Origin of the sequence: Agarivorans sp. 1_MG-2023, assembly GCF_030548385.1 — a bacterium.
Classification (GTDB): Bacteria; Pseudomonadota; Gammaproteobacteria; order Enterobacterales; family Celerinatantimonadaceae; genus Agarivorans.
Window position 1 is genome coordinate 150,913 of sequence record NZ_JAUOSJ010000002.1, and the last position, 20,545, is coordinate 171,457.

The window sequence follows — 20,545 nt, forward strand, 5'->3', positions numbered from 1 at the left end:
TTGAGTATAAGCACTCGCAGCTAACAGGGCTATCAAGCTAAAACCCTCGCATCGTTATTGTAAGCTGGGTGCTAAGCCAGTCACGTTTTCATTGCTCGGCGCTTTACTCAATAATTTTCTGTCGATTTAATAAAAATACTAATAGTTTTTAAAAAGAAGATAAATTCTGTGAATATTAGAAAGGTCGATTTAAACCTACTGGTTTACTTAAATGTATTGCTGGAAGAGCGCAATGTCTCTAAGGCTGCTAGCAAGCTAGCACTAACGCAGCCTACTATGAGTAATGCCTTAAAACGTTTGCGAGAATTGTTTGACGACCCGCTGTTAGTGCGTACTGCCGAAGGCATGACTCCCACCGAAAAAGCCACCAAACTTAAACCTGAAATCGTGAGTTTGTTAAGTTTGGCCGAGAAAATAACCCAGCCAGATAAAGACTTTTCGCCGGAACAAAGTAGCGTGACTTTTCGTATTATGTGTAACGACTATATTGAAGCGACCTTACTGGCTCCGTTCATTCAAAGTGTATTGAGCGGCGCGCCCAAAATTAACTTTGATTTGTTTGGCCCTGGCGATATTCGCTTGAGTGATTTGGAAAAAGGACACATAGATTTAGCCATTAATCGTTTTACTAGTTTGCCTAAAACCTTCCATCAATCGAGCATTTGGCGCGACAACTTTTGTTGTTTGCTGCATAAAGACCACGCTTATACCGAGCAGCTTAGCCTAGATAGCTATTTACACAGCGAACATGTTTGGGTGAATCGTGCGGGCTGGGGCGCAGAAACAGCAGTGGCTAACCAAAGCAGTGGGCACAAACTGGGTTGGGTAGATGAAGCCTTAGCTCAGCTTGACCAAAGCCGAAATATTCGGGTTTATACACGCCATTATGGCTTAGCGGGCTTGCTGGTGGCTCAACCACAATTGATTGCCACCTTACCGCGCCGACAAGCGATGTTGTATAAAGATAATCAAGACTTACGCATTGTTCGGGTGCCTTTTCAAATTGTGCCTATCGAAACTAAAATGATTTGGAGCCCTTTGCTGCAGCACTCTAAGGCACACCAATGGTTACGCCGCTCATTGATTGAATTCTCTGCCTCGGTGGCCGATAGATAACGGCAGAACTCAGTACTATTCACAAAATCTATAGTTTGTATTGAAAACTACAATTTCATTTTATTTTGGTGGCGCGCTATCTTGAAGGTGAAGCTTAGTTAAGGGTTTAGCTAAGCAAACAAAAACAATAATAAAAACCACCAGAAGGAAATTGACCATGAATACATCACAACATAGCGGTCAAGGTTACCAACACAGAGACAACCTATTTATTGATGCGCCGTTACTGACATTTATTGAGCAGCAATTGCTTGCTAATAGCTCTGTTGCATCAAGTCAATTTTTTGAGGCCTTGTCTGTCTTGGTAGAAGAATTTGGTGGAACCTATCGCAGACTTAACCAAAACAATAACGAAATGGCCTGCGAAGATCACTTACAGCAATGCCAAAAAAGTACTCAAGCGCCAACGTCCATCAATATTAGTCGTGGCAGCAGTAAAGCAATTTTAGATGAATACAGTTGTGCTATTCCAAGTTGTATTCTCGATGTGTTAACCACCACAATGATTGCCGAGCAGCAAAATATGATGTTGTCGTTAAGTACCAGTAACCCCGAAGAAGCAGAGTTAATGGAAGCCGTGTTTAAACGCGCTCATGATTTAATGGGCCTTACTAAGCAACATATAGAAGTGATTCGTCCGGTTGATAATGTAGCTTGTATCGCTCAAGCGCGGCAACGTGCTGAGTATGCAGAGCCTCAAGCAATGGTAAGCCACGGATGATCGTAAATGTAGAGCGTAAAAAGCCAAGCGGTGCTTGGCTTTTTTGGACATTAAAGCTAGGGCTTATTGGTTTTACTTCTCTTGCTGAGCTATCCATACTTTTACTAATTCCAATAAATCGGGATTGGCTTTTAGTGCTGAGGTTGCCGCAGCAAATTGGGTAACCGTATCACCGGTGAATAAAGCCATGTTCTCTTCCACATAAAACTTCATTAAGGAAGCCCGTTTTAAGTTTTTACCATGGCTTTCATTGAACTGTTTTAGATGGCTTTCAAACTCACTCAAAAAAGAGCTAGTGAATTTTAAAGTGACCGGCATAATTTTTTCTTCGTTCATTTAATTCGCTTTTGGGTACTTAAGGATTCCTAAAGTATACCTCTATGTAACTTTTTTAATAGTTTTCTGTGTGGGTTTGGCTGGAGGGTGGCCAAACCAAGCCAGTAACTTGGCGAAACCAAGCTTAAGTGACGTTATCAGCTTACCTAGCAGGGCTTTAAGGTTGTCTTTACCCATGATTATTCCAGCAAAGAACAGCATTATTTCAGGTAAACCCGCTACCGCAAAGGTAATAGCGGTGGCTTTTACTGCTGTACTTAAAGGGCTCGCTGTAATGATAGGAACAGCGATAAAGGGTAGAGCTATGGCAATGGCCACTAAGGCAATACCGGTGTTTAGTCTTGTGTTATTCATGTTGACCTCGTTTTAGCTTTTTGCGCTAGGCGCAATCTAAAGTAAGGCCGTCCTTGGCTGGATGTGTTTAGGCATTAACTCGCATTGATTCAGTATTGAATTCATAGTGCTTACTTAATTTTTGCCTAAGGTTCTTGTCCTGTTGACTGGTGTGCTTGCAGGAAAAGATTCGATGCTGATTAGGTTTTGTTACCCCATTAGCGGTTAAATTTTTCTTTGTTCTATTATTGTTTCGAGATTTAATATATACAAAAAGAAACCCAAAAGAAACCTTTCAGTGTTTCTTTTGGGTTTCCATTGGTTTTTTGATGGGCGGGAGTGTTTTAAATATTTGTGTTTTTCTCAAATAGTGTTGTCTATCTTTTTGTTTTAATAAGATTTTATGGTTATTACATTGCAGGCGTAAAAAAAACACATCAATGAAAGGTTCTGAAAAATAGCTGGGTGAACATTTCGCTCTAAAGATTGATAGAACACCTAGGATGGCTTGTTAAGTAGGTTACAGTCTGCGGTTCTTAAGCCTTAAATGTGGTCGTTATGAGCAGGGCGCTTAAGTGTTTGGATGTGCGGTGGCTTGGCGCTAAATAGGTTTTTAGTATGGAGGCGGTAGGTGGAGAAATCGCTGGCTTAGAATGAACAAAGCCAGCAATCGATGCTGGCTTCTATAATTTGCTGAATAAGTTTTTGCTTAAACTAATTTCATCTCTTGGATGATGTCTGAGGCTATCTCTGGTTTGGTACTGGTTGGCTTCTCATGAAGATCGGCTTTCAAGTTTCCTTTGCGATGGGCTAGGCCGGCTTCTAGTTTTTTTAGTGCTGCTGCAATGGCTGGATACATTACTGCGTTCGTCGATTTTGCTGAAACTCGCACGCCTTCATAATTAGTGAAAACTTCTATGTGATGTTGCCCGTGCTCTTTTGTGATGATGATGTCGCAGCTTATCAGTTGTGGAAAGTGGTTCGATATTTTCTCAAATTTTCTTTCAACTTCAGTTCTTGATTCTTCGCCTAAGGATACGTGCTGGGTTTGAATATTCACTTTCATATAATTACACCTTGCTTATCACTACGTCCTTTAAACTTAGCAAACTCTGGCCACTTAGCCCAAGCGTATATTGCACATGTGTGATTAAGTTCGGTGTATTAAAAAAATCTTGCGGCTATGCCTTGAAATTAGCCGCTTGAAAAACAATATCTTGGGTAGGTTATTTTGTTTAGGAATGACAAGGTCAGATAAGTGGATAGATATCTGCTTAAGTACTGAACAAAGAGGGTGTAAGCCCGAAACTAAGACTAGTACTTCACTGTCTATAACTCTCATGATTTAGCGGCAGGGTAAGAAAGCTCGGCCGTATAGACGCTAGCCGAGCTTGTTACTATTCTCAACGGTGACTAATTACAAACAGTCCCACCTAAATTAACGATTTCAGCCTTAGCGTTTGAGCTTCCTTTATCTATTTGAACACCAATAACGACAGACCCGTTGGCTGCAATGTTCCCGTTCCATGGGAGGTTTTTTGCGGTGTAAGGGTTGTTGCCACTAAACTCTGCATTCCAGCTATTGCTTACCGTTGAACCATCGTTAAGTTGCCACTGGATTTCCCAACTATTTATTGCCGAATTACCGGTATTGGTGATGGTAATATCTGCGGAGAAACCGCTGCTATAGTCTTGGTTTATGGAATAGCTGCAGTTTGATGTTGGCTCCGGATCTGGCTCAGGGTCAGGACTTGGGTCTGGATTAGGAGTAGTGGTCGACGCTTCTACAAATTCTATCCAGTTAAGGTTAAAGCCGCCAGATAAGATATTAGCCCGCAGAGAATTACTGCTGGCATCTTGTATGGTGACGTCTTCAAGCGTTTCCGTTGTCCAGTTTTGCCATCCGCCTGTTCCACTAAAGTTAGCCGTTCCCAGGTTGTTTCCATTGAGTTGTAACTGAATCGAGTGAGCAGCAGTACCATTGGCGGCAACGCGAATATTGATGTTATAGACTCCGGTTTTAACATCAGCGAAGGTGTAATCTAGCCATTCCCCGTTTGCTACCCAACCTAGATTATAACTGCCACTTGTGTCGGTAGTACTTTGGATATCCACATCATCAGATCTAAACACATTGCCGTTGTTATTGGCGGTTGTATCAAAGTAACCGGTGTTGTTTCCTCCAAGGTCGTAATGTTGCGCTTGAATTCGACCAGGAATGCTCTGAGAAACATAAGCATCTTGCTGTGGCGAAGAACTGCCGCTAGCATCGCTTTCTCTTACTCCTAGTCCCTGCTGAGAAGTAGGAACGATAAGCTTGCCAGAATTATAATAAGCACGGCCATTAAAAGTACTTCTATCGTAAGAACCGGTTCCCCAAGATGCACTATTCTGCCATCGGTTTTTTACTGCTTTACGGTAACTGTTTTTATTCGGCGTCGTTGAGCGATAAGCGTCGGTTTTTAAACCAATTTGCTTAAAGCGATTGTCGGGGTAACTGTTGGGTTTAGAGCTTTTTAATTCAAAGTTGAGTGACCCGGGGTCAACAAAGTGCGACGTGTCTAGGCTAATGCTCCCTCTCTCTGTGCCATAGCCTGGACTGTGTTGAAAATTGATGTCGGTGTTGCTAAACAAGTTGTCGTAAATACGTATTTCGGTAGGAAACATGCCCAATTTAGCTCTTGAGTCCCTTAGCATTGTTTTGAGATAAGGGTATCGATTGGCCCAATAGGAGTTATCCCAAGACAAGTTGTAAGTTGCGGTTTGATTGTTAACAAAATCGCCTAATACTTTTTCTGCTCGGCCCAAGTAATTACTTTTCGATGTAGAGTTTGGGTTGTCTTTTAGAAATGCCACTGAGGTGTTATACGCTTTCTGAAACGTGGCGTCTCTGCCTAGTAAATCTACCGCTTTTCGTGTGTCCATCAGATAGTTGTATTGAACGGTATGTCCAGAGCCCATATTCATTTTTATGGATTGTGAGCCCGCTTTATACATCGTGTTATACAAGTATTGTTCGCCAGCGTCATAGTCGTCGGAGAAAAAGCCCGCTCGCTCTACTAAGCCGGGAGTGGTAATAAGGTGGTGAACAAAGTTGTATTGGAGCTTGTTTCCAAAAGAGAAAATATTCGCACCAGTATAGGTAGCGCCTCCATCGCCTTCTTCATTACCTACATTGAATATTTCGTTGTATTCAAGGGTATGGTCAACCCCGCTAAAGGTAATGGGTTGCGCATTACTGTTGTGTACCAAGTTATGTTTGAATACTTGCCCTGCACCGGCAATGCCGACTACATCGCCACGCCCATCGGGAAGGTTAACTTGTGAAAAGTGATTGTTTTCAAAACGATTTCGACCATGGGTTATTCCACTCGCGTTATAGCTTCCGCCTCGCAGTCGGCTGCCTCGGCCATTGTCATAGAGATCTGAACTAATAAGGCTAGAATTTGTGGCGCGGTCTCTTAAGTTTACCGGGGCTAGCGGCAGCGCGGTGTAGCGAAAGGTACAACCTGCAATCTTAATATTGTCGCCTTGATTAACGGTAATTACTCCGTCTTCGCTATTTCCTTTACCAAAGTGCTGAAACACAATCTTTTCAAAAGAAAGGTGGTTAGCGCCATTGACATAAATGGCTTGCGGGCCAGCCCAAACCCCAATGGTATCGTTGCTAGACATCGTGCCATTAGGCGGGAATATGTATAAACGGTTGTCGGTTTTATCAAAAAACCACTCTCTCTCTACATCTAAGGTGGCCAGCATGTTTTTAATTCGAAAACGTGGGGCAGTAGTAGCGCCTTTTAAGGTGTAACGTGCTTTGTTTACCATCACAAAGAGTCGGCTGCCGGTGCTGCCAAAACGTTGCACTGGTATTTGCTCTCTAAACCAATCGGCACTGAGGTATCCATCGATATACGCTTGTCTTCCATTTCGTTCTAATTCAATACGAAACTTGTCGTAGTCAATTTCTTCATGCATTCGAAATCTGTCACCTAAGGGGGCATCGTGGGTGCCGTTACCTGTTCCTAAAGAGCTAATAGTTGAAACGTTGAAAAAACCAATATTGGGTGAGCGGGTGGTGATTAAAGGTTGGGTATTAAAGCTAAGCCCTGCACCTGGCTCTTTAAGGAGATTGATGAGGCTTTGATCGCTAATAACCTGAGACCATATCTTGCCTGCGCCAGTGCTATGCAAACGGCTACGCAGGCTACCTTCTACTAATTGAAACTTAGAGGCATTAATTTTTGCTAAGCCGTCAAAAAAAGCCGTTTCTCCGCTGTAAGAGCGATATGTTACTGGTGCAGCCGACGAGCCTGAATCGGCTGCTGAAAAGGTGACTTGCTCAGTAATGGGGTAAGTACCCGCTCGAAAATGCAACGTGCTTGGAGAGCCATCTTTTTCAGCTCTTACTTTATCTCTTGCGCCTTTTAGGGTTTTTAAGGGCGATTGCAGGGTGCCGCTGTTGGCGTCATTTCCTTCTGGCGACACATAAATGTCAATGGCCTTTGCGGTGAAACAAAAAAAGGTGAGGGCAAATATAGAGAGAAAAATTGTAAACCTAGTTAGCTTGCCCATTGTTAGGAGTGAAGGGCTTAAAAGGCGAGTTGCTGCGGGTTTGCCTTTTTCGACGCGTGCAGAAGGTGAAAACCGATGGTGTGTTGTAGTGCTTTCTATATTCATTTTAGCTGCCTAAAGCGAGTGATTGTTGATATAGAAATAATCTGTAGTTATCTAACGTTGCTTAGATAAAAAAATGCCCTTTATTTCCATACATAAATTCCGTTATGTACTCAACTATTCCGGTGCGGAATGACAGCATGAAAGGCAGTTATAGTGCTTATTGTTAACGTTAACAATTAAGGTTTTGGGCTTTTCATTTATTTTTTTTGTTTAATAGCTATTTAGATGTTTTTTGTGTGAGGTGGCCGCTAGTGTAGGGGGTCTTAAGCAGCATTTGAGTTTCAAATGCTGCTTAGTAGAGCTAACGTTTAGCTATATTGAGGCTAGCGCTCTATGAGCGCTACGTCGTCGACAATAAATTCGCTACCCGCATGCGGACCAAACAAATACAAATCAGCGTTGTTGAGGCTACCAGTAGCTTGCACGGTAAACTCGGCGTTGATTTGCTGCCAAGTCGTTGAACCTGTCACTTGGCCGAGTTTGTGCCAGGTGTGGCCGCTACTATCTTGGGTGAGTAAGCGTGCCTCAATTTTACTGCTAGAGCCTGAAACCATTCGAACCATTGCGCTAAGCTGGTAGGTTTTACCTACTTGCACGGCGCTCAACACATTTTGTTTAGGGCCGTGGAACCACTCTGTGCGGTTTTTACTGATTAAGGCGTAGTTACCGCTGTAAGCTGAGCTGGTCACGCTTGCGGTTCCGGTATAAGCCGCAACCCAAGGGCTGATTTTTGCTGATTCAAAATCACCGTTGTTGATGAGGTTGATTTCGGGTTCGGGCAATGGTGGCTCGCCATTGTCGCCACCGTTATCTCCTTCTAGCGGAATAAGGCGAAGTTGGTCTAATCGCGCACCATCTTCACGAACATACACTGTAATTGTGTTTTGCCCTTGGCTTAGATCCACCTCTATTTGATCTGCAACACCGCGATTATTTACGTCCATCTCTAAATAAACGGGCTGATCATGAGTGTCCCATAAATAGGTGTCGCCACCATTTACTTGGATCCAGAAAGAATCTGCGCCGCCGTCAATGGCGTAAGCGGTACCTTTAAGCTGGTAGCTGCCTGCGCCTGTTGCGTTAAAGCTAAATTCTGCTCGGTTAGCGTTTTTGGCGGTGCCTTCATAGTATTTATTTGCATCGGTAGAATAAATGTATCCTCCAGCGCTGGCCTTGCTATCGCTGCCTTTTATAAATAAACCAGTTAAGGTGGCGCTTTCTGCTTCCAATGTAATTGTGCTAGGTTTTCCATCATCCGGAGTTGTGCCACCAATAGGGTCATCGGCACCGCCATTGCCTTCGCCAATACGTACTAAACGTATTCGGTCTAATCGAGCTCCATCTTCGCGCACATAAACGGTTACCGTGTGTTTCCCCGCTGAGATATCAAGGTCTACTTGGTCAGCTTCATTGCGGTAGTTAACGTTCATTTCTTCATAATAAGAAGTATTGTTAATATCCCATACTTGCAGCGTGCCATCGTTCACTTTTATGTAGAAAGAATCAGCTTGGCTATTAGGTGCGTAAGTGGTGCCTTTTAGGGTATACAAACCTGCTTGGCTAGCGGTAAAGGTGATTTCAGCACGATTAGCTTCAATGTTTTTGTCGTAATAACTGCCGGTATACTCTGAATGGATGTATTGGCCTGAGCTGGCTGCGCTGTCTGAACCTAGGGTGAACACGCCGTAAAGCTTGGCATCTTCGGCTTGTACAATGATGCCCGAATCGTCTTCGCCACCGCCACCATTACCCAGTTCTTTTTGAATGGTTGATTTAGCGGCTGAAGAAATGCTCCAGCGTAAGGTTTTTTCGAAGTAATCGCGTTGGTCTTGGCGACTGGCGCGGCTTACCGCTCGATACCAGTTGTCACGTGCAGTTTGATGATCAAAGCGGTTACTTAATCTTGGGTTGTTATCCAGTTGCTGATACAGGCGCTGAATAAATGGTTTACCGCCTAAGGCGTCATACCACTCCAGTAACACTGCTGACATTAGGGTATTAATGGTGCCGTTGCGCCACGGCAGTTTGCTGGTGCCCCAAACGTTATCAAAATTGTAACTGGTATTGTCTAGGTATTTATTTAACTCTGACTTATGGTCTGCACGAAACTTATCGTAACGGCTGCCAAAGTAATAAAGGCCAACGCCTAAGTCATCAACAATCCAAAAAGCGGCGGCATTGTTAAAGCCTACTGTCCAATAGCCGTAGTTCGAGTTGTTTCCATCACACGCCCAGTCTATCCAAGCGTTCCAGCCATTACTGCCGGTTTTGTAGAAGTTGCGGTTCATTTCATACAACCACACTTGGTCGATGCTGATATCGCCGGCTTTTACACGATCGTGAAAAGGGTCAAATAAGCCTTTTCCCACCGACAAACCAAATACACCGTGAGCAGCTAAACCGCCTGCGCCATTGTTATCGCGGGGGATTTGAATGGTAGGTAAGCCTTTATATGAGCCATTTAACGACAAGTTTCTTATGCCGGTAAATTCTTCGAAAGAGGCTTTAGAAGCCGCCATTAAGGCAACTACTTTTTCCATGGTTGCACGGTCGTAGGTACTGGCCGTTGCGCCTTCAATGGCAATAGCCATATTGTTGCTATACCAAACTGTCGCGGTGCGGTTGCCTTGACTGGCGATACTGAAGTTGAAGGTGACGTTTTGGTCGATGTTGATTGGAACGCCACCTGCGTAACGGGCAGCTTGAAGATGAGTGGATAGGCTAAGGAGTAGGCAGCACAATACTAGGCTGCGATACACTATGTTATTCATTATATTCCCTTTTTTACTTACGGTATGTTGATTACCGTAAAGCGTTAATGTCCCTATTGATTGGCGTTCAATTCTTCGATGTCTACGCCCTTAGAGCTTTTATACTACTTAATAAATTAATGACATAAAACATCATAAGGTGAAAAATATCATAAAAATTAAATAGATATGTTTTTATTATTGCTTTGAAAAGCTTACCAAGTCAGTGATACTGAAAATGTCTGTATGAATATTGCACTGGCAGGTTGTTATGAAATTGAAGGTTGCGCTCTCTAGTTTTTTGCGACTTTTAAAGAAACATTTAATGGTTGTTCGTTGGCACTCCTGTACGGGAGGTAATGAAACAACCCGCCCTAGTCACCCAAAAGCACCATCTATACATCTAGCGCAGTTAGCCAATATTAACCATGGCCGATGCGTTTAAACGGACTTAAGTGAGGGCTACATTAGTGAAACATTCATTATTTGATTCTATTTTCGCAGCGGCCAAGTTACTGCTGATATTAAGCTTTATGTGTAGCGGTTTGTTGGCATGTAATTCGTCACAAAGCGCGGCATCCGCAGGGCGTTCGGTACTCGACGTGGAGTCACTTGCTGAGGTGGCCGTTCAACCTGTACTAAGCCAGCGTTTGAGTGATGATATGAGTTTGTCTCACCAAATGTTACCGAGCGGTGTACCAAATAACTATGATTGGTCTCAAGTGCCGCGAGTAGGGTTTGGTAATTACCCTGGAGAGTTTTCGGCCTTTCTTAGTTGGGGGCAAGCTTATTTGGCCGCGGGAACGGAACCTGTCGATAATGTTCGAATACAAATGGCCCATCTCAATAGTTACGTATTAGATAGCCAAGATATGCAGTGGTATGTATTGCAGTCGTCGAGCGATGTTGCTGGACGTCATTATCGTGAAGACTTTGTTGATGATCTAAACAAACCTGCCAATTTACGAACGGAAACTCTTGGCAGTTCGGTGACGATGACTCCAGGGTACAATTTCCACTTTTGGCCTAAGTACAGTGGGCGCAAAGGAATTAGTGAATCACGTATTGCCGGTGTGGTCTCTGTAGTAGCTGCCCGGCTAGTATTGGATGACCCTAATGGGCCAGACAATCGCGACCAAGCGCAATACCTAATGAGTGTGGGATCAGATTACTGGCTAAATAAGCTAGCGGGTTGGCAACAGTGGACTACCAATGGTGATGTAGGTATTGGCCGTTTTAGTCGGATTAACAATGACTGGCAATGGTTTACTATGCATAGTTTATCGCAACAGCAATTAAGCCAAGCGTTACCACAGCTGCCAAAGCTGGCGTTGGAAGATAAGGTTAGTGATTAAGGCAGAACTATCGCGCTTTTGAGAGCTGTTAAATATCGATTATTAATTACAGCGTTAGGCGAAACCTTAATGCTTAGTGCATGTGCTTAATCACTTCTTCACCAAAGGCTGAGCAACTTAATTCAGTGGCATTCTCTATCATGCGAGCAAAATCATAGGTGACGGTGCGCGCGCCAATAGCACCGTCTACGCCTTGGCTAATCAGTTCTGCAGCTTCTATCCACCCAATATGTTTTAGCATCATTTGGGCACATAAAATAATCGAGCAAGGGTTCACTTTATCTTGACCAGCCAAGCGCGGCACTGTGCCGTGAGTGGGCTCAAAAAAGGCTACATCACTACTCATGTTTGCGCCAGGAGCAATACCAATCCCCCCTACGTGAGCAGCCAGCGCGTCAGCTAACAAGTCGCCATTTTGATTCATCGTCGCAATCACATCGTAAAGCTCGGGATGCAGAGTAACTTGCTGAAACATGCTGTCGGCGATAATGTCTTTTATTACCAGTGGCGCTTGGCCTTCTCGTGGGATCTCCAGCCAGTAACCGTTGCTGTGGGTTTGCGCGCCAAACTCTTGCTGAGCTAGTTGATACCCCCAGTTTTTAAACGCACCTTCGGTAAATTTCATAATGTTACCTTTGTGCACTAGGGTGACTGAATGCCGATGGTGGTCTAGCGCGTATTGAATAGCATGGCGAATTAACCGTTTTGAGCCCTGTTCAGAAATGTGTTTAATGCCTACTCCACAATCTTCAGTAAAGCGCATTTTGGTTACGCCCATCTCTTGTTGAAGAAAGTCGATTACTCGCTCTGCACTTGGGCTACCTGCCTTCCATTCTATGCCGCTATAAATATCTTCAGAGTTTTCTCTAAAGACCACCATGTCGGTTAGTTCAGGGTTTTTAAGTGGTGAGGGCACACCTTTAAACCAGCGAATTGGGCGAATGTTTACAAACAAATCCATTTCTTGGCGTAATGAAATATTTAGTGAGCGAAAGCCACCGCCAATGGGTGTCGTTAACGGGCCTTTAATGGCCACTCTATGTTCGCGAATGGCGCCGAGGGTTTCTTGCGGAAACCAATCGCCGTCGTACATGTTGGCGGCTTTCTCACCGTTAAAAACTTCCATCCACATTATTTTACGCTGTAAGCCGTAGGCTTTTTCAACTGCCGCATCGACCACTTTTAGCATCACCGGAGTGATGTCTACGCCTACACCGTCGCCCTCAATGTAAGTGATAATGGGGTTATTCGGCACTACTAACTCTTGTTGCGAGTTAACCGTGATTTTCTCTCCGCCGTTGGGTACACGAATATGTTGGTAGGGCATAACTTGCGTGGCCTAAGGTAAACAGTGTTTGGAAATTACTTTACTTGGCTAGCGCAAGAGGGGCAACGCTGTGGGTTGCAAGAAGTGAGATGAACGCAGTTTTGCTTGCAGAGTGAAAACTAGCCGCACTGATGGCGACTAGCTTTATCAGTTATTTAAGTGCGTTAGCCACGCCTTCTATGGCTGGCTTTTGCTCTAGTTGGCTATTGAATAATAGTGGCCAATCGTTGTGACCCGTAAAGCCTGGGATCCAACTGTCTGCATCACTCACACCCCAGATAGTAATACCACCGCGTTGAGCTGCTGGTACGTTGCTGTAATAGGCTTCAACAATTTCTTGGTAACGCTGCAATTGTTGTTCTGCACGGGCGTTATCAAAGGTGTTGTTATTACCAGTAGGGTTCATTTTAATGTCTAATTCGGTAATCTTTACCTTAAGCCCTTTTGCTGCCACCTTAGCAAAAGACTCGCCAATGGCTTGAGCACTTGGCCAATCGTAGTTTACGTGCATTTGAAAACCGATCCCGTCAATAGGCACACTGGCCGCGAGTAGCTCGTCGGCAAGCCTTAATACCGAGTTAAGCTTAGCTCCGCCATCTTCAATGTTATAATCGTTGTAGTACAGCTCAACTGTTGGGTCTGCTGCATGAGCTAAGTTAAACGCTTGAGGGATAAAATCTTTACCTAAATTACGGTACCACGGACTACCACTGCCACCACTATTGGCATCGGTATCACGATAGGTAGCGTAGTTATTAATGTTATTGTCGTTAAACGCTTCGTTGACTACATCCCAACTAACCACTCGGCCTTTAAAGTGCTCAGCTACGGTGGTGACGTGGTTGTCCATCATCGCTAGCCAATCGCCAGAAAAATTTTCCATCCAGCTAGGCATTTGTGAATGCCAAACTAACGCATGAGCGTGAACGGTAATGTTATTGTCGATAGCCCAATCCACTAAGTTGTCAGCATCTTGAAAAGTGAAGTCGCCTTCACGCGGCTGAATGTAGGCTGATTTCATGATGTTTTCGGCGGTGATTTGGTCAAAATGTTGATTAACCACATCTTGTAGATCAGGACGCGTTTCAATGCCGTTATTAAATTGGTCTTCATATCCAGCAGGCACAGCAGCACCCATATAAATAGAACTGAGTTTTTTCAGGCTTTCTACTTGAGGGATACGGATAGGCTCTTGTGGTTCAGAGCTTGAAGAACCACCACATCCACTCAAAGCTACGCTTATTGCAAAAGGTAGCAGGGCAGAATATGAAATGCGCATAAAAAATCCTTATTAATTGTTAGCGTTAACAACGCTGGGGTGAGCACTACTTTGCTGCACGATCTAGAGCATTAAAACAGAATGAAGCGCTCCCACGCGATTACCAAAATAACTTCCTGTGTTATAGGAAATAGTTTTTGTGATCTTGGGTTTAGACCTTTTACTCTGAATTGAGAGGGTTTAATAATTTGATGATATTAATGACATAAATAATATTTATATCCTTTCTTACATTTTCCTTATGAACTTATCGCTAGATGCGCTTTTTAGCTTGGGTGCTCGATAGCTGAGCGGTTGCCACCTAAATATTCCCTATCTAAACAGTGCAATTGACTGTTTTAATAGGCATTTTTTCTCAATTATGAAATATGTTTCTTAATGTCCATGTATATTGAGATTATATTCAGGTTATGTGCATATTTTGGTTGATAATTTTTATTTCAGTAATTGCTTTTGTTTTTGTGATCTGTGATTGTGATAAGGTTTTCATGCGTGATATTGGTCTATAAAATTAGACTTTTTTGGCGTTATATTCCATTCGTTGGCGATATTTAGACTTTCGCCATACATAATTATAAAAAATTATTATTCCAGGAGTTGTTTTAAATGAATATGAAAGCGCTTACATCAGCAGTTGCGATTGCTTTGTCTTGCTCACCGTTTGCAAACGCCCAAGAAGAAGAGGTGAATGCCGACCAGTTCCAACAAATTAAAGATTCTCAACCAGTGGTATTGGACCCTGAGTTTCAAGTAGAAGATGGTTTGATTTTTTCTGGCTATGCCCGCTATGGTTTGCATTACTCAGATGATCTTGAAAAGTATGTTCAAGCCGAAGGTGAATTAGCTGGCCGAGCGGTGGGTCGATTAGGTAATGAATCTAACGGCGGTGAATTCCAATTTGCTAAAGCATTCGAAAGCGAGAATGGTGCTATTTGGGATGTCGTTGTGATGTTAGAGAACTGGTGGAAATACGAATCTGAACTAGAAAGTGGTGAAGAGATTTCTGAGTACGGTGATATTGCACTTAAAAAGTTCTACGCAGGTGCCACTAATGTGTTTGCCTCGCAGCCTAATGCCTATATTTGGGCTGGTCGAGATTTCCATCAGCGTCCACAACAGGGCTTGAATGATTATTTTTGGATGACGCACGATGGTCAGGGTGGGGGTATCTACAACTTAGAGTTGGGATCTGCTGCTAAGTTAGATTTCTCGGTTGTTGGCCAGGTTGACGGCCCTGGAGACAATGGTAACTATGCTTTCACCTCAAAACTGCACAGCATAGGGCTCACCAATTCAATTGATATGAGCGTTCTATTTAACTACGGGTTTGAGAGCGATCAATATGATGAAAATGGAGATAAGACTAACGATGATAAGCTAACCGCTTACCAAGTGGCTGCGGTGTTTGATCAAAATTGGTCGATGGGTCGCAATCAACTTATTATGCGTTACGCTGATAACACCGATACAAGTACTTTCAACAAAGTGGAAGACTTAACCACTTTATACATGAGCTTAGAAGGCGGTGTTAACTTTAGTGAGCAAGTAGCGCTAGAGTATTTAGGTGCTTACCATAACTACGATGCCAAATCTTCTGAGGAAGACCGTACCAACTACAGTGCTATTGTTCGTCCAATGTATAATTGGAACGCCACGCACTCTACTTGGCTAGAAGCCGGTTATTCGGTAGTTGATTACGACACGGGTGGTAAGAATACCGCTTGGAAAGTAACGCTTTCTCAAAATGTGGTCGTTAATGCCTTTGGTAATGCTCGTCCAATGTTGCGCTTTTATGCAACAGCAGGGCAAGCCGATAACGAAGTTCGCAGTAACGAAGCTATAGCCGCAAAACAAGATACCTTAGCTTTAGGTGCAATGTTCGAATCTTGGTGGTAAACACCGGTTCTCCGATTGTTTAGTATTTCATAATCTGTGTATTTGAGTGTTGGACGTAGCCTTGCTACGTCCTTTTTTATTTCTAGCTTACGTATTCCAATCACAAATGTTTCACTTATTTCATACCTTTCACGCTGATAGATATTCCATATATGTGATTTTGATGCTTATTTAATAAAACTGGTCTTTAACTGTTATTATTAACAATGTTGGTGGTTTTATTCTGTAGGAGCTTAACAGATTTTTATCCTTATATTTTGCAATGATATATCGTAGATGCACTATGGGTAATAACAATTCACCACTTTGTTGCAACTAATTAATTCTCTTCAAATAACATTTACTTGGTCTTTTGATCTGTATCTGCTGTCTTTTACGATATTTTATATGAGATAATTAAAATTATAGGCTGTTTATTTATTTACAGTTTTTGCTCTATTTTTTGTGAGCTGTGACGATGTTTGCGTTCTTATACGTGATATTACTCTCAATTTAATTTGACTGGTGAAATTATACTCGGATTCGACGGTTGAATGAATCAGCCGCATAAACTTATAAAAATATAAAATATTCTACGGAGTTGTTTACATGAATATGAAAGCGCTTACAGTTGCAATGATCAGTGCCGGAGTGGCATTTAGTGGTTCGGTTTCAGCTAAGGAAGAAGGCATCAGTTATAATGGTTATGCCCGCATGGTAGCTGGCTTTAACACAGAAAAGAACAATAGTGACCACGATGGACTTGCGTACAATGCAGTACGAAATGGCATCGTGATTATTAAAGCCCCAAGTAGCCCACAACAACCAGGTCGTGTTGGTAATGAAGGGCAAGGTATGGAATTAGGCATTAATTACCATCAAAAGAGCGATAATGCGGGTAATTGGGATATTTACTTCATGGCTGACGATGGCTATGGCTGGCAACGCGATCACGACGATGCCACAACTTATAACTTGAGAATGGCGCAAGCGTTTGCCGGTGGTAGTAACTTATTCGAATCTCAACCAGATATGTATGTGTGGGCTGGTAAGCGCTTTAATGGCCGTGCTCAATTTGGTTTGAACGATTACTTCTACTTTATGAACGATGGTGCTGGTGGCGGTTTTGATAACCTGGATCTAGGTTTTGGTCAGGTTGATTTTGCCGTGGTTTCTGGCGACAACGGCAACAATGGCCGTTACGCGGTAACTTCAAAGTTACATAGCATTAAAGTGGGACCAGGCTCTATGGGCTTTAACTTTAACTATGGTTTTGGTGATCAATCTGAAGAACTCGATCCAAAACATGTTACGGCACTTCAAGCTGCTGCTTTCTATAAAGTAGGTTGGAGCATGGGTACCAATGAGTTTGCGGTTCGTTACAACGAAAATGTTAGCGATAACAATTTGCTGTCTTCAGGACAGATTAAAAGCGATATCAGCTCAATTGCCGCTTACTGGTTTGGTAACATTGGTTTAAGTGATTCATTTGCCATTGATTATGGTTACAGCTTTGAGCAATCTGATTTAGACAATAGTGACGAAAGTACCTGGAATCAGTTTGTTATTAAGCCGCATTACCGTTGGTCTGAAATCCACTCAACGTCGTTTGAGTTTGGTTACGACAGCATGGATTTCAACAATGGACAAGACGAAAGTGCTTGGAAGGTGAGTATTCAGCAAAATATGTCTATGGGTAGCTTCTTATGGTCGCGCCCAGAGCTTCGCTTGTTTGTTACGCATGGTGAAGTTGAAGTTGGTGATAAGAAAACACCTGCAACAAACGTAGGTTTGATGTTTGACGCGTGGTGGTAATTATTACCGTTTGAAGTTAAAAGGGCGGTATGGATACCCCCTTATCTTGAGTTTGTTTTGGGCGCAGCCGTTAACTGCGCCCCTTTTTTATTTAGCGTAACTCTCTGCGCAGAATTTTGCCCACGTTACTTTTAGGTAACTCTTTACGGTACTCAATGTCTTTAGGCATTTTGTAACCGGTTAAGTGTTTGCGGCAGTGCTTTTTAATATCATCACGATTCAGCCGCGCATTACACACGACAAATAGCTTAATGCGTTCTCCCGTCACATCATCTGGCACGCCAATGGCGGCCGCTTCAACAATGCTTGGGTGCAGCGTTGCTACTTCTTCAATTTCGCTAGGAAACACGTTAAAGCCCGAGACTAAAATCATGTCTTTTTTGCGGTCTTCAATGAAAAAATACCCTTTTTCGTCCATGCGACCAATATCGCCGGATTTAATCCAGCCATCTTCACTCAACACATTGGCGGTTTCTTCAGGCTGGTTCCAGTAACCCTTCATTACTTGTGGGCCTTTAATTTCTAGTTCGCCCACTTCTCCTGCATCTAGCTCTTGACCGTTGTCGTCTACCACTCTTATTTGTGTGCTAGGCATAGGCACACCAATCGACGGCAAAAAAGCCTGCTGTTGGTGAGTACCTGCAGCCACAACAGGTGAACATTCGGTTAAGCCATAGCCTTCAATCACTGGCATTTTTGTTAGCTCTTGCCATTGTTCAGCAATGTGCTTTTGAGTGGCCATACCGCCAGCAATAGTAAAACGTGCTTTGGAAAAATCCAGTTGGCGGAAACCTGCGTGATTCAATAAACCATTGAACAGGGTATTTAGGCCAAAAATCATTGTGAACGGATATTTGCGGAGATCGTTTACAAAGCTGTCCAAATCACGAGGATTGGTGATCAGCAGGTTTTTGCCACCAATATACAAAATGAACATCATGCTCACGGTGTTGGCAAAAATATGGTACAGCGGTAACGGCGTGACCGCGTGTTCTTTATCTAGCAAAGTACGTGGTGAGAAGTGGTAAAACACTTGAATCACATTAACTAATACATTGCGATGCGTGAGCATGGCACCCTTAGCAACGCCAGTTGTGCCACCGGTATATTGCAAGTAGGCAATATCGTCACCGCTAATTTGTGGTTTTTGGTAGGCCATGGTTTTGCCTTGTGTTAAGGCCCTACGCATAGAGATCGCCCCGGGTAGGTTGTACTTAGGCACCATTTTTTTTACGTACTTCACCACAAAGTTAACCAAGGTGCGCTTATGAGCGGCAAGTTGGTCTCCAATGCTGGTAAGAATTACGTGTTTAACTTGGGTCTCTTTTATCACTTGCTGCAAGCTATTACCAAAGTTGGTCACCGCTACTATCGCGCTAGCTTGCGAATCACAAAGTTGGTGTTTTAACTCGCGAGGCGTGTAAAGCGGATTAACATTGACTACCACTAAACCAGCGCGTAAAGCACCATATAGCGCGATAGGATATTGCAGTACGTTTGGCATCATTAATGCGATGCGCTCACCTTTTTGCATGCCTAGTTCTTGTTGCAAATAAGCGGCAAAGGCTAAAGACTTTTGGTCTAGCTCTTGGTAGCTAAGACTGTGTCCCATATTCACAAAGGCAATCTGCTGAGGTGATTTCTTACAGCTGTGGTCAAACAGTTCTAATAAATTTTCAAACTGTTCAGTGGTGACTTCTGCAGGCACATCTTCGGGGTAACTATTGAGCCAAGGTTGGTCTTTTGAATTCATTTTCTATCCTCGCCCTGTGGTGAGTATTTGTCGAACTACGCTCAGTATTTACACGCTTGCTTAAACGACTTAATACCCAGCATGTGGCTAGTGTATTTTGCCCGCAAGGTTAGCCGATTGGTTTGATAAACCCTAGCTCATTTTCCTAAATCATTGAGCTAAATCATCAACAAATATTACGAAGTAACCAGTTTTGTGGATAAAACACGGAAATTAAAGGGGATTTGTTCAAGAACGTGGTGTTTTACTTGGCTTAACTGGAATTACCTAGAATAAATTTGCTTAGCTGGGTTGGCCTTTTACTAAAGGGTATATTGATTGTAATGTGGGGCTCACTGTTTGATTTAAAAGCCACTAAATGTGGAAGAGTTAAAGGGTGATAAGCTTGCATTTACCGCGCCTTTCGCTACCGTTAGTTTATGTACATTACGAGTAAAAAATTAGTGTTTAGATTGATGTGTTTTGCCCTATTAACAGTATCGAGTTTTGCGGTGCTAGCGAACTGTGACCGAATAAAAGTTAATGGCGAACATAATTGGTTTGATGTGTCCTACAGAGTTAACTCTCACGCCCCTTTGCAAGGCTTGGCAGTCGACTTGGCTAATCGAGTTTTTGCTGAGGTGGACATTGACGTTGATTACCAAGCGATGGTGCCTTGGAAGCGGCAGTTTTTACAGTTAGAAACTGGCGATTTAGATGTGATTATTGCTGCTTTTTACAATCAGCAGCGTGGCAATAAATTTGTTTATAGCGAAGCGATTGGCGTGGAATATAGCACTGCGTTTATTCATAAAGAGCAAAGTGATACTTATCGCGGCGCAGAAAGCTTGGTTGGTAAACGCGGATTACAACTGTTAGGAAGTAGCTTTGGTGACCAGTTTGACAGCTATGCTAAGCAAAATCTTACCATCTCCAAAATGGCCGACTTAGATCGGGCTATTAAGCTCATCGCTTTAAAAAGAGCTGACTACTTCTTGTACGCCACCCATGGAGGCCGGTTGAAAATTGCTGAAACAGAATTTGCCGATATGTTGGTGGATATGCAGCCCAGTATTAGCAAACAACAAATTTTTATGGTGATGTCTAAATCTTCTCCCTGCTTAGAGCATTTAGATGAAATAAATCGCGCCATTAGGCGACATCGAGACGACTTCTAGAGCTTATTTTTCAATAAAAAAGCAAGCCCTAAAGCTTGCTTTTTAGTGTGG

14 protein-coding genes are annotated in these 20,545 nt (G+C 43.1%); 6 read left to right on the forward strand and 8 right to left on the reverse strand.

Going from position 1 to position 20,545, the window contains the following annotated elements:
* Nucleotides 1–168 precede the first annotated feature (168 nt).
* Both Q4592_RS02770 and Q4592_RS02775 read left to right on the forward strand, forming a co-directional pair.
* Nucleotides 169–1,116, forward strand: coding sequence for a LysR family transcriptional regulator (locus Q4592_RS02770; RefSeq protein ID WP_303509491.1), 948 nt, complete (start codon nucleotides 169–171; stop codon nucleotides 1,114–1,116).
* A 157-nt stretch (nucleotides 1,117–1,273) separates the two neighbouring features.
* Nucleotides 1,274–1,837, forward strand: a complete 564-nt coding sequence (locus Q4592_RS02775; RefSeq protein WP_303509494.1) for a hypothetical protein — start codon at nucleotides 1,274–1,276, stop codon at nucleotides 1,835–1,837.
* Between the two features lie 72 nt (nucleotides 1,838–1,909).
* On the opposite strand, the gene Q4592_RS02780 is transcribed toward Q4592_RS02775, so the two are convergent.
* The 5 genes from Q4592_RS02780 to Q4592_RS02800 all read right to left on the reverse strand — a co-directional run bounded on the left by Q4592_RS02780 (nucleotide 1,910) and on the right by Q4592_RS02800 (nucleotide 9,954).
* On the reverse strand, nucleotides 1,910–2,173 hold the full coding sequence (locus Q4592_RS02780; RefSeq protein ID WP_303509497.1) for a hypothetical protein: 264 nt from the start codon (nucleotides 2,171–2,173) through the stop codon (nucleotides 1,910–1,912).
* Nucleotides 2,174–2,215: 42 nt separating this feature from the next.
* On the reverse strand, nucleotides 2,216–2,527 hold the full coding sequence (locus Q4592_RS02785; protein WP_303509499.1) for a hypothetical protein: 312 nt from the start codon (nucleotides 2,525–2,527) through the stop codon (nucleotides 2,216–2,218).
* 688 nt (nucleotides 2,528–3,215) lie between these two features.
* On the reverse strand, nucleotides 3,216–3,572 hold the full coding sequence (raiA, locus tag Q4592_RS02790; protein ID WP_303509501.1) for a ribosome-associated translation inhibitor RaiA: 357 nt from the start codon (nucleotides 3,570–3,572) through the stop codon (nucleotides 3,216–3,218).
* Nucleotides 3,573–3,919: 347 nt separating this feature from the next.
* Nucleotides 3,920–6,991 (reverse strand): cellulose binding domain-containing protein, encoded by a 3,072-nt coding sequence (locus tag Q4592_RS02795; protein WP_303509503.1) that lies wholly within the window; start codon nucleotides 6,989–6,991, stop codon nucleotides 3,920–3,922.
* Nucleotides 6,992–7,506: 515 nt separating this feature from the next.
* The gene (locus Q4592_RS02800; RefSeq protein WP_303509505.1) at nucleotides 7,507–9,954 is read right to left on the reverse strand and encodes a carbohydrate binding domain-containing protein; all 2,448 of its coding nucleotides are present in this window, start codon (nucleotides 9,952–9,954) and stop codon (nucleotides 7,507–7,509) included.
* Nucleotides 9,955–10,403: 449 nt separating this feature from the next.
* Here Q4592_RS02800 and Q4592_RS02805 point away from each other — a divergent pair, with 449 nt between their 5' ends.
* Nucleotides 10,404–11,288 (forward strand): hypothetical protein, encoded by an 885-nt coding sequence (locus tag Q4592_RS02805; RefSeq protein ID WP_303509507.1) that lies wholly within the window; start codon nucleotides 10,404–10,406, stop codon nucleotides 11,286–11,288.
* Between the two features lie 73 nt (nucleotides 11,289–11,361).
* Here the strand turns inward: Q4592_RS02805 and icd are convergent, their stop codons facing one another.
* A complete protein-coding gene (gene icd, locus Q4592_RS02810; protein ID WP_303509509.1) occupies nucleotides 11,362–12,615 on the reverse strand; it encodes an NADP-dependent isocitrate dehydrogenase in 1,254 nt (417 codons plus the stop codon).
* A 151-nt stretch (nucleotides 12,616–12,766) separates the two neighbouring features.
* On the reverse strand, nucleotides 12,767–13,894 hold the full coding sequence (locus Q4592_RS02815; protein ID WP_303509511.1) for an endo-1,4-beta-xylanase: 1,128 nt from the start codon (nucleotides 13,892–13,894) through the stop codon (nucleotides 12,767–12,769).
* A gap of 606 nt (nucleotides 13,895–14,500) precedes the next feature.
* Between Q4592_RS02815 and Q4592_RS02820 the strand changes: the two genes are divergently transcribed.
* Together Q4592_RS02820 and Q4592_RS02825 are read left to right on the forward strand one after the other, a co-directional pair.
* Nucleotides 14,501–15,790 (forward strand): carbohydrate porin, encoded by a 1,290-nt coding sequence (locus Q4592_RS02820; protein ID WP_303509513.1) that lies wholly within the window; start codon nucleotides 14,501–14,503, stop codon nucleotides 15,788–15,790.
* A gap of 588 nt (nucleotides 15,791–16,378) precedes the next feature.
* Nucleotides 16,379–17,584, forward strand: a complete 1,206-nt coding sequence (locus Q4592_RS02825; protein ID WP_303509516.1) for a carbohydrate porin — start codon at nucleotides 16,379–16,381, stop codon at nucleotides 17,582–17,584.
* Between the two features lie 91 nt (nucleotides 17,585–17,675).
* On the opposite strand, the gene Q4592_RS02830 is transcribed toward Q4592_RS02825, so the two are convergent.
* Complete coding sequence (locus Q4592_RS02830; protein WP_303509519.1) at nucleotides 17,676–19,337, reverse strand: AMP-binding protein; 1,662 nt, start codon at nucleotides 19,335–19,337, stop codon at nucleotides 17,676–17,678.
* A 443-nt stretch (nucleotides 19,338–19,780) separates the two neighbouring features.
* Between Q4592_RS02830 and Q4592_RS02835 the strand changes: the two genes are divergently transcribed.
* Nucleotides 19,781–20,494, forward strand: coding sequence for an ABC transporter substrate-binding protein (locus tag Q4592_RS02835; protein WP_303509522.1), 714 nt, complete (start codon nucleotides 19,781–19,783; stop codon nucleotides 20,492–20,494).
* Nucleotides 20,495–20,545: the final 51 nt, after the last annotated feature.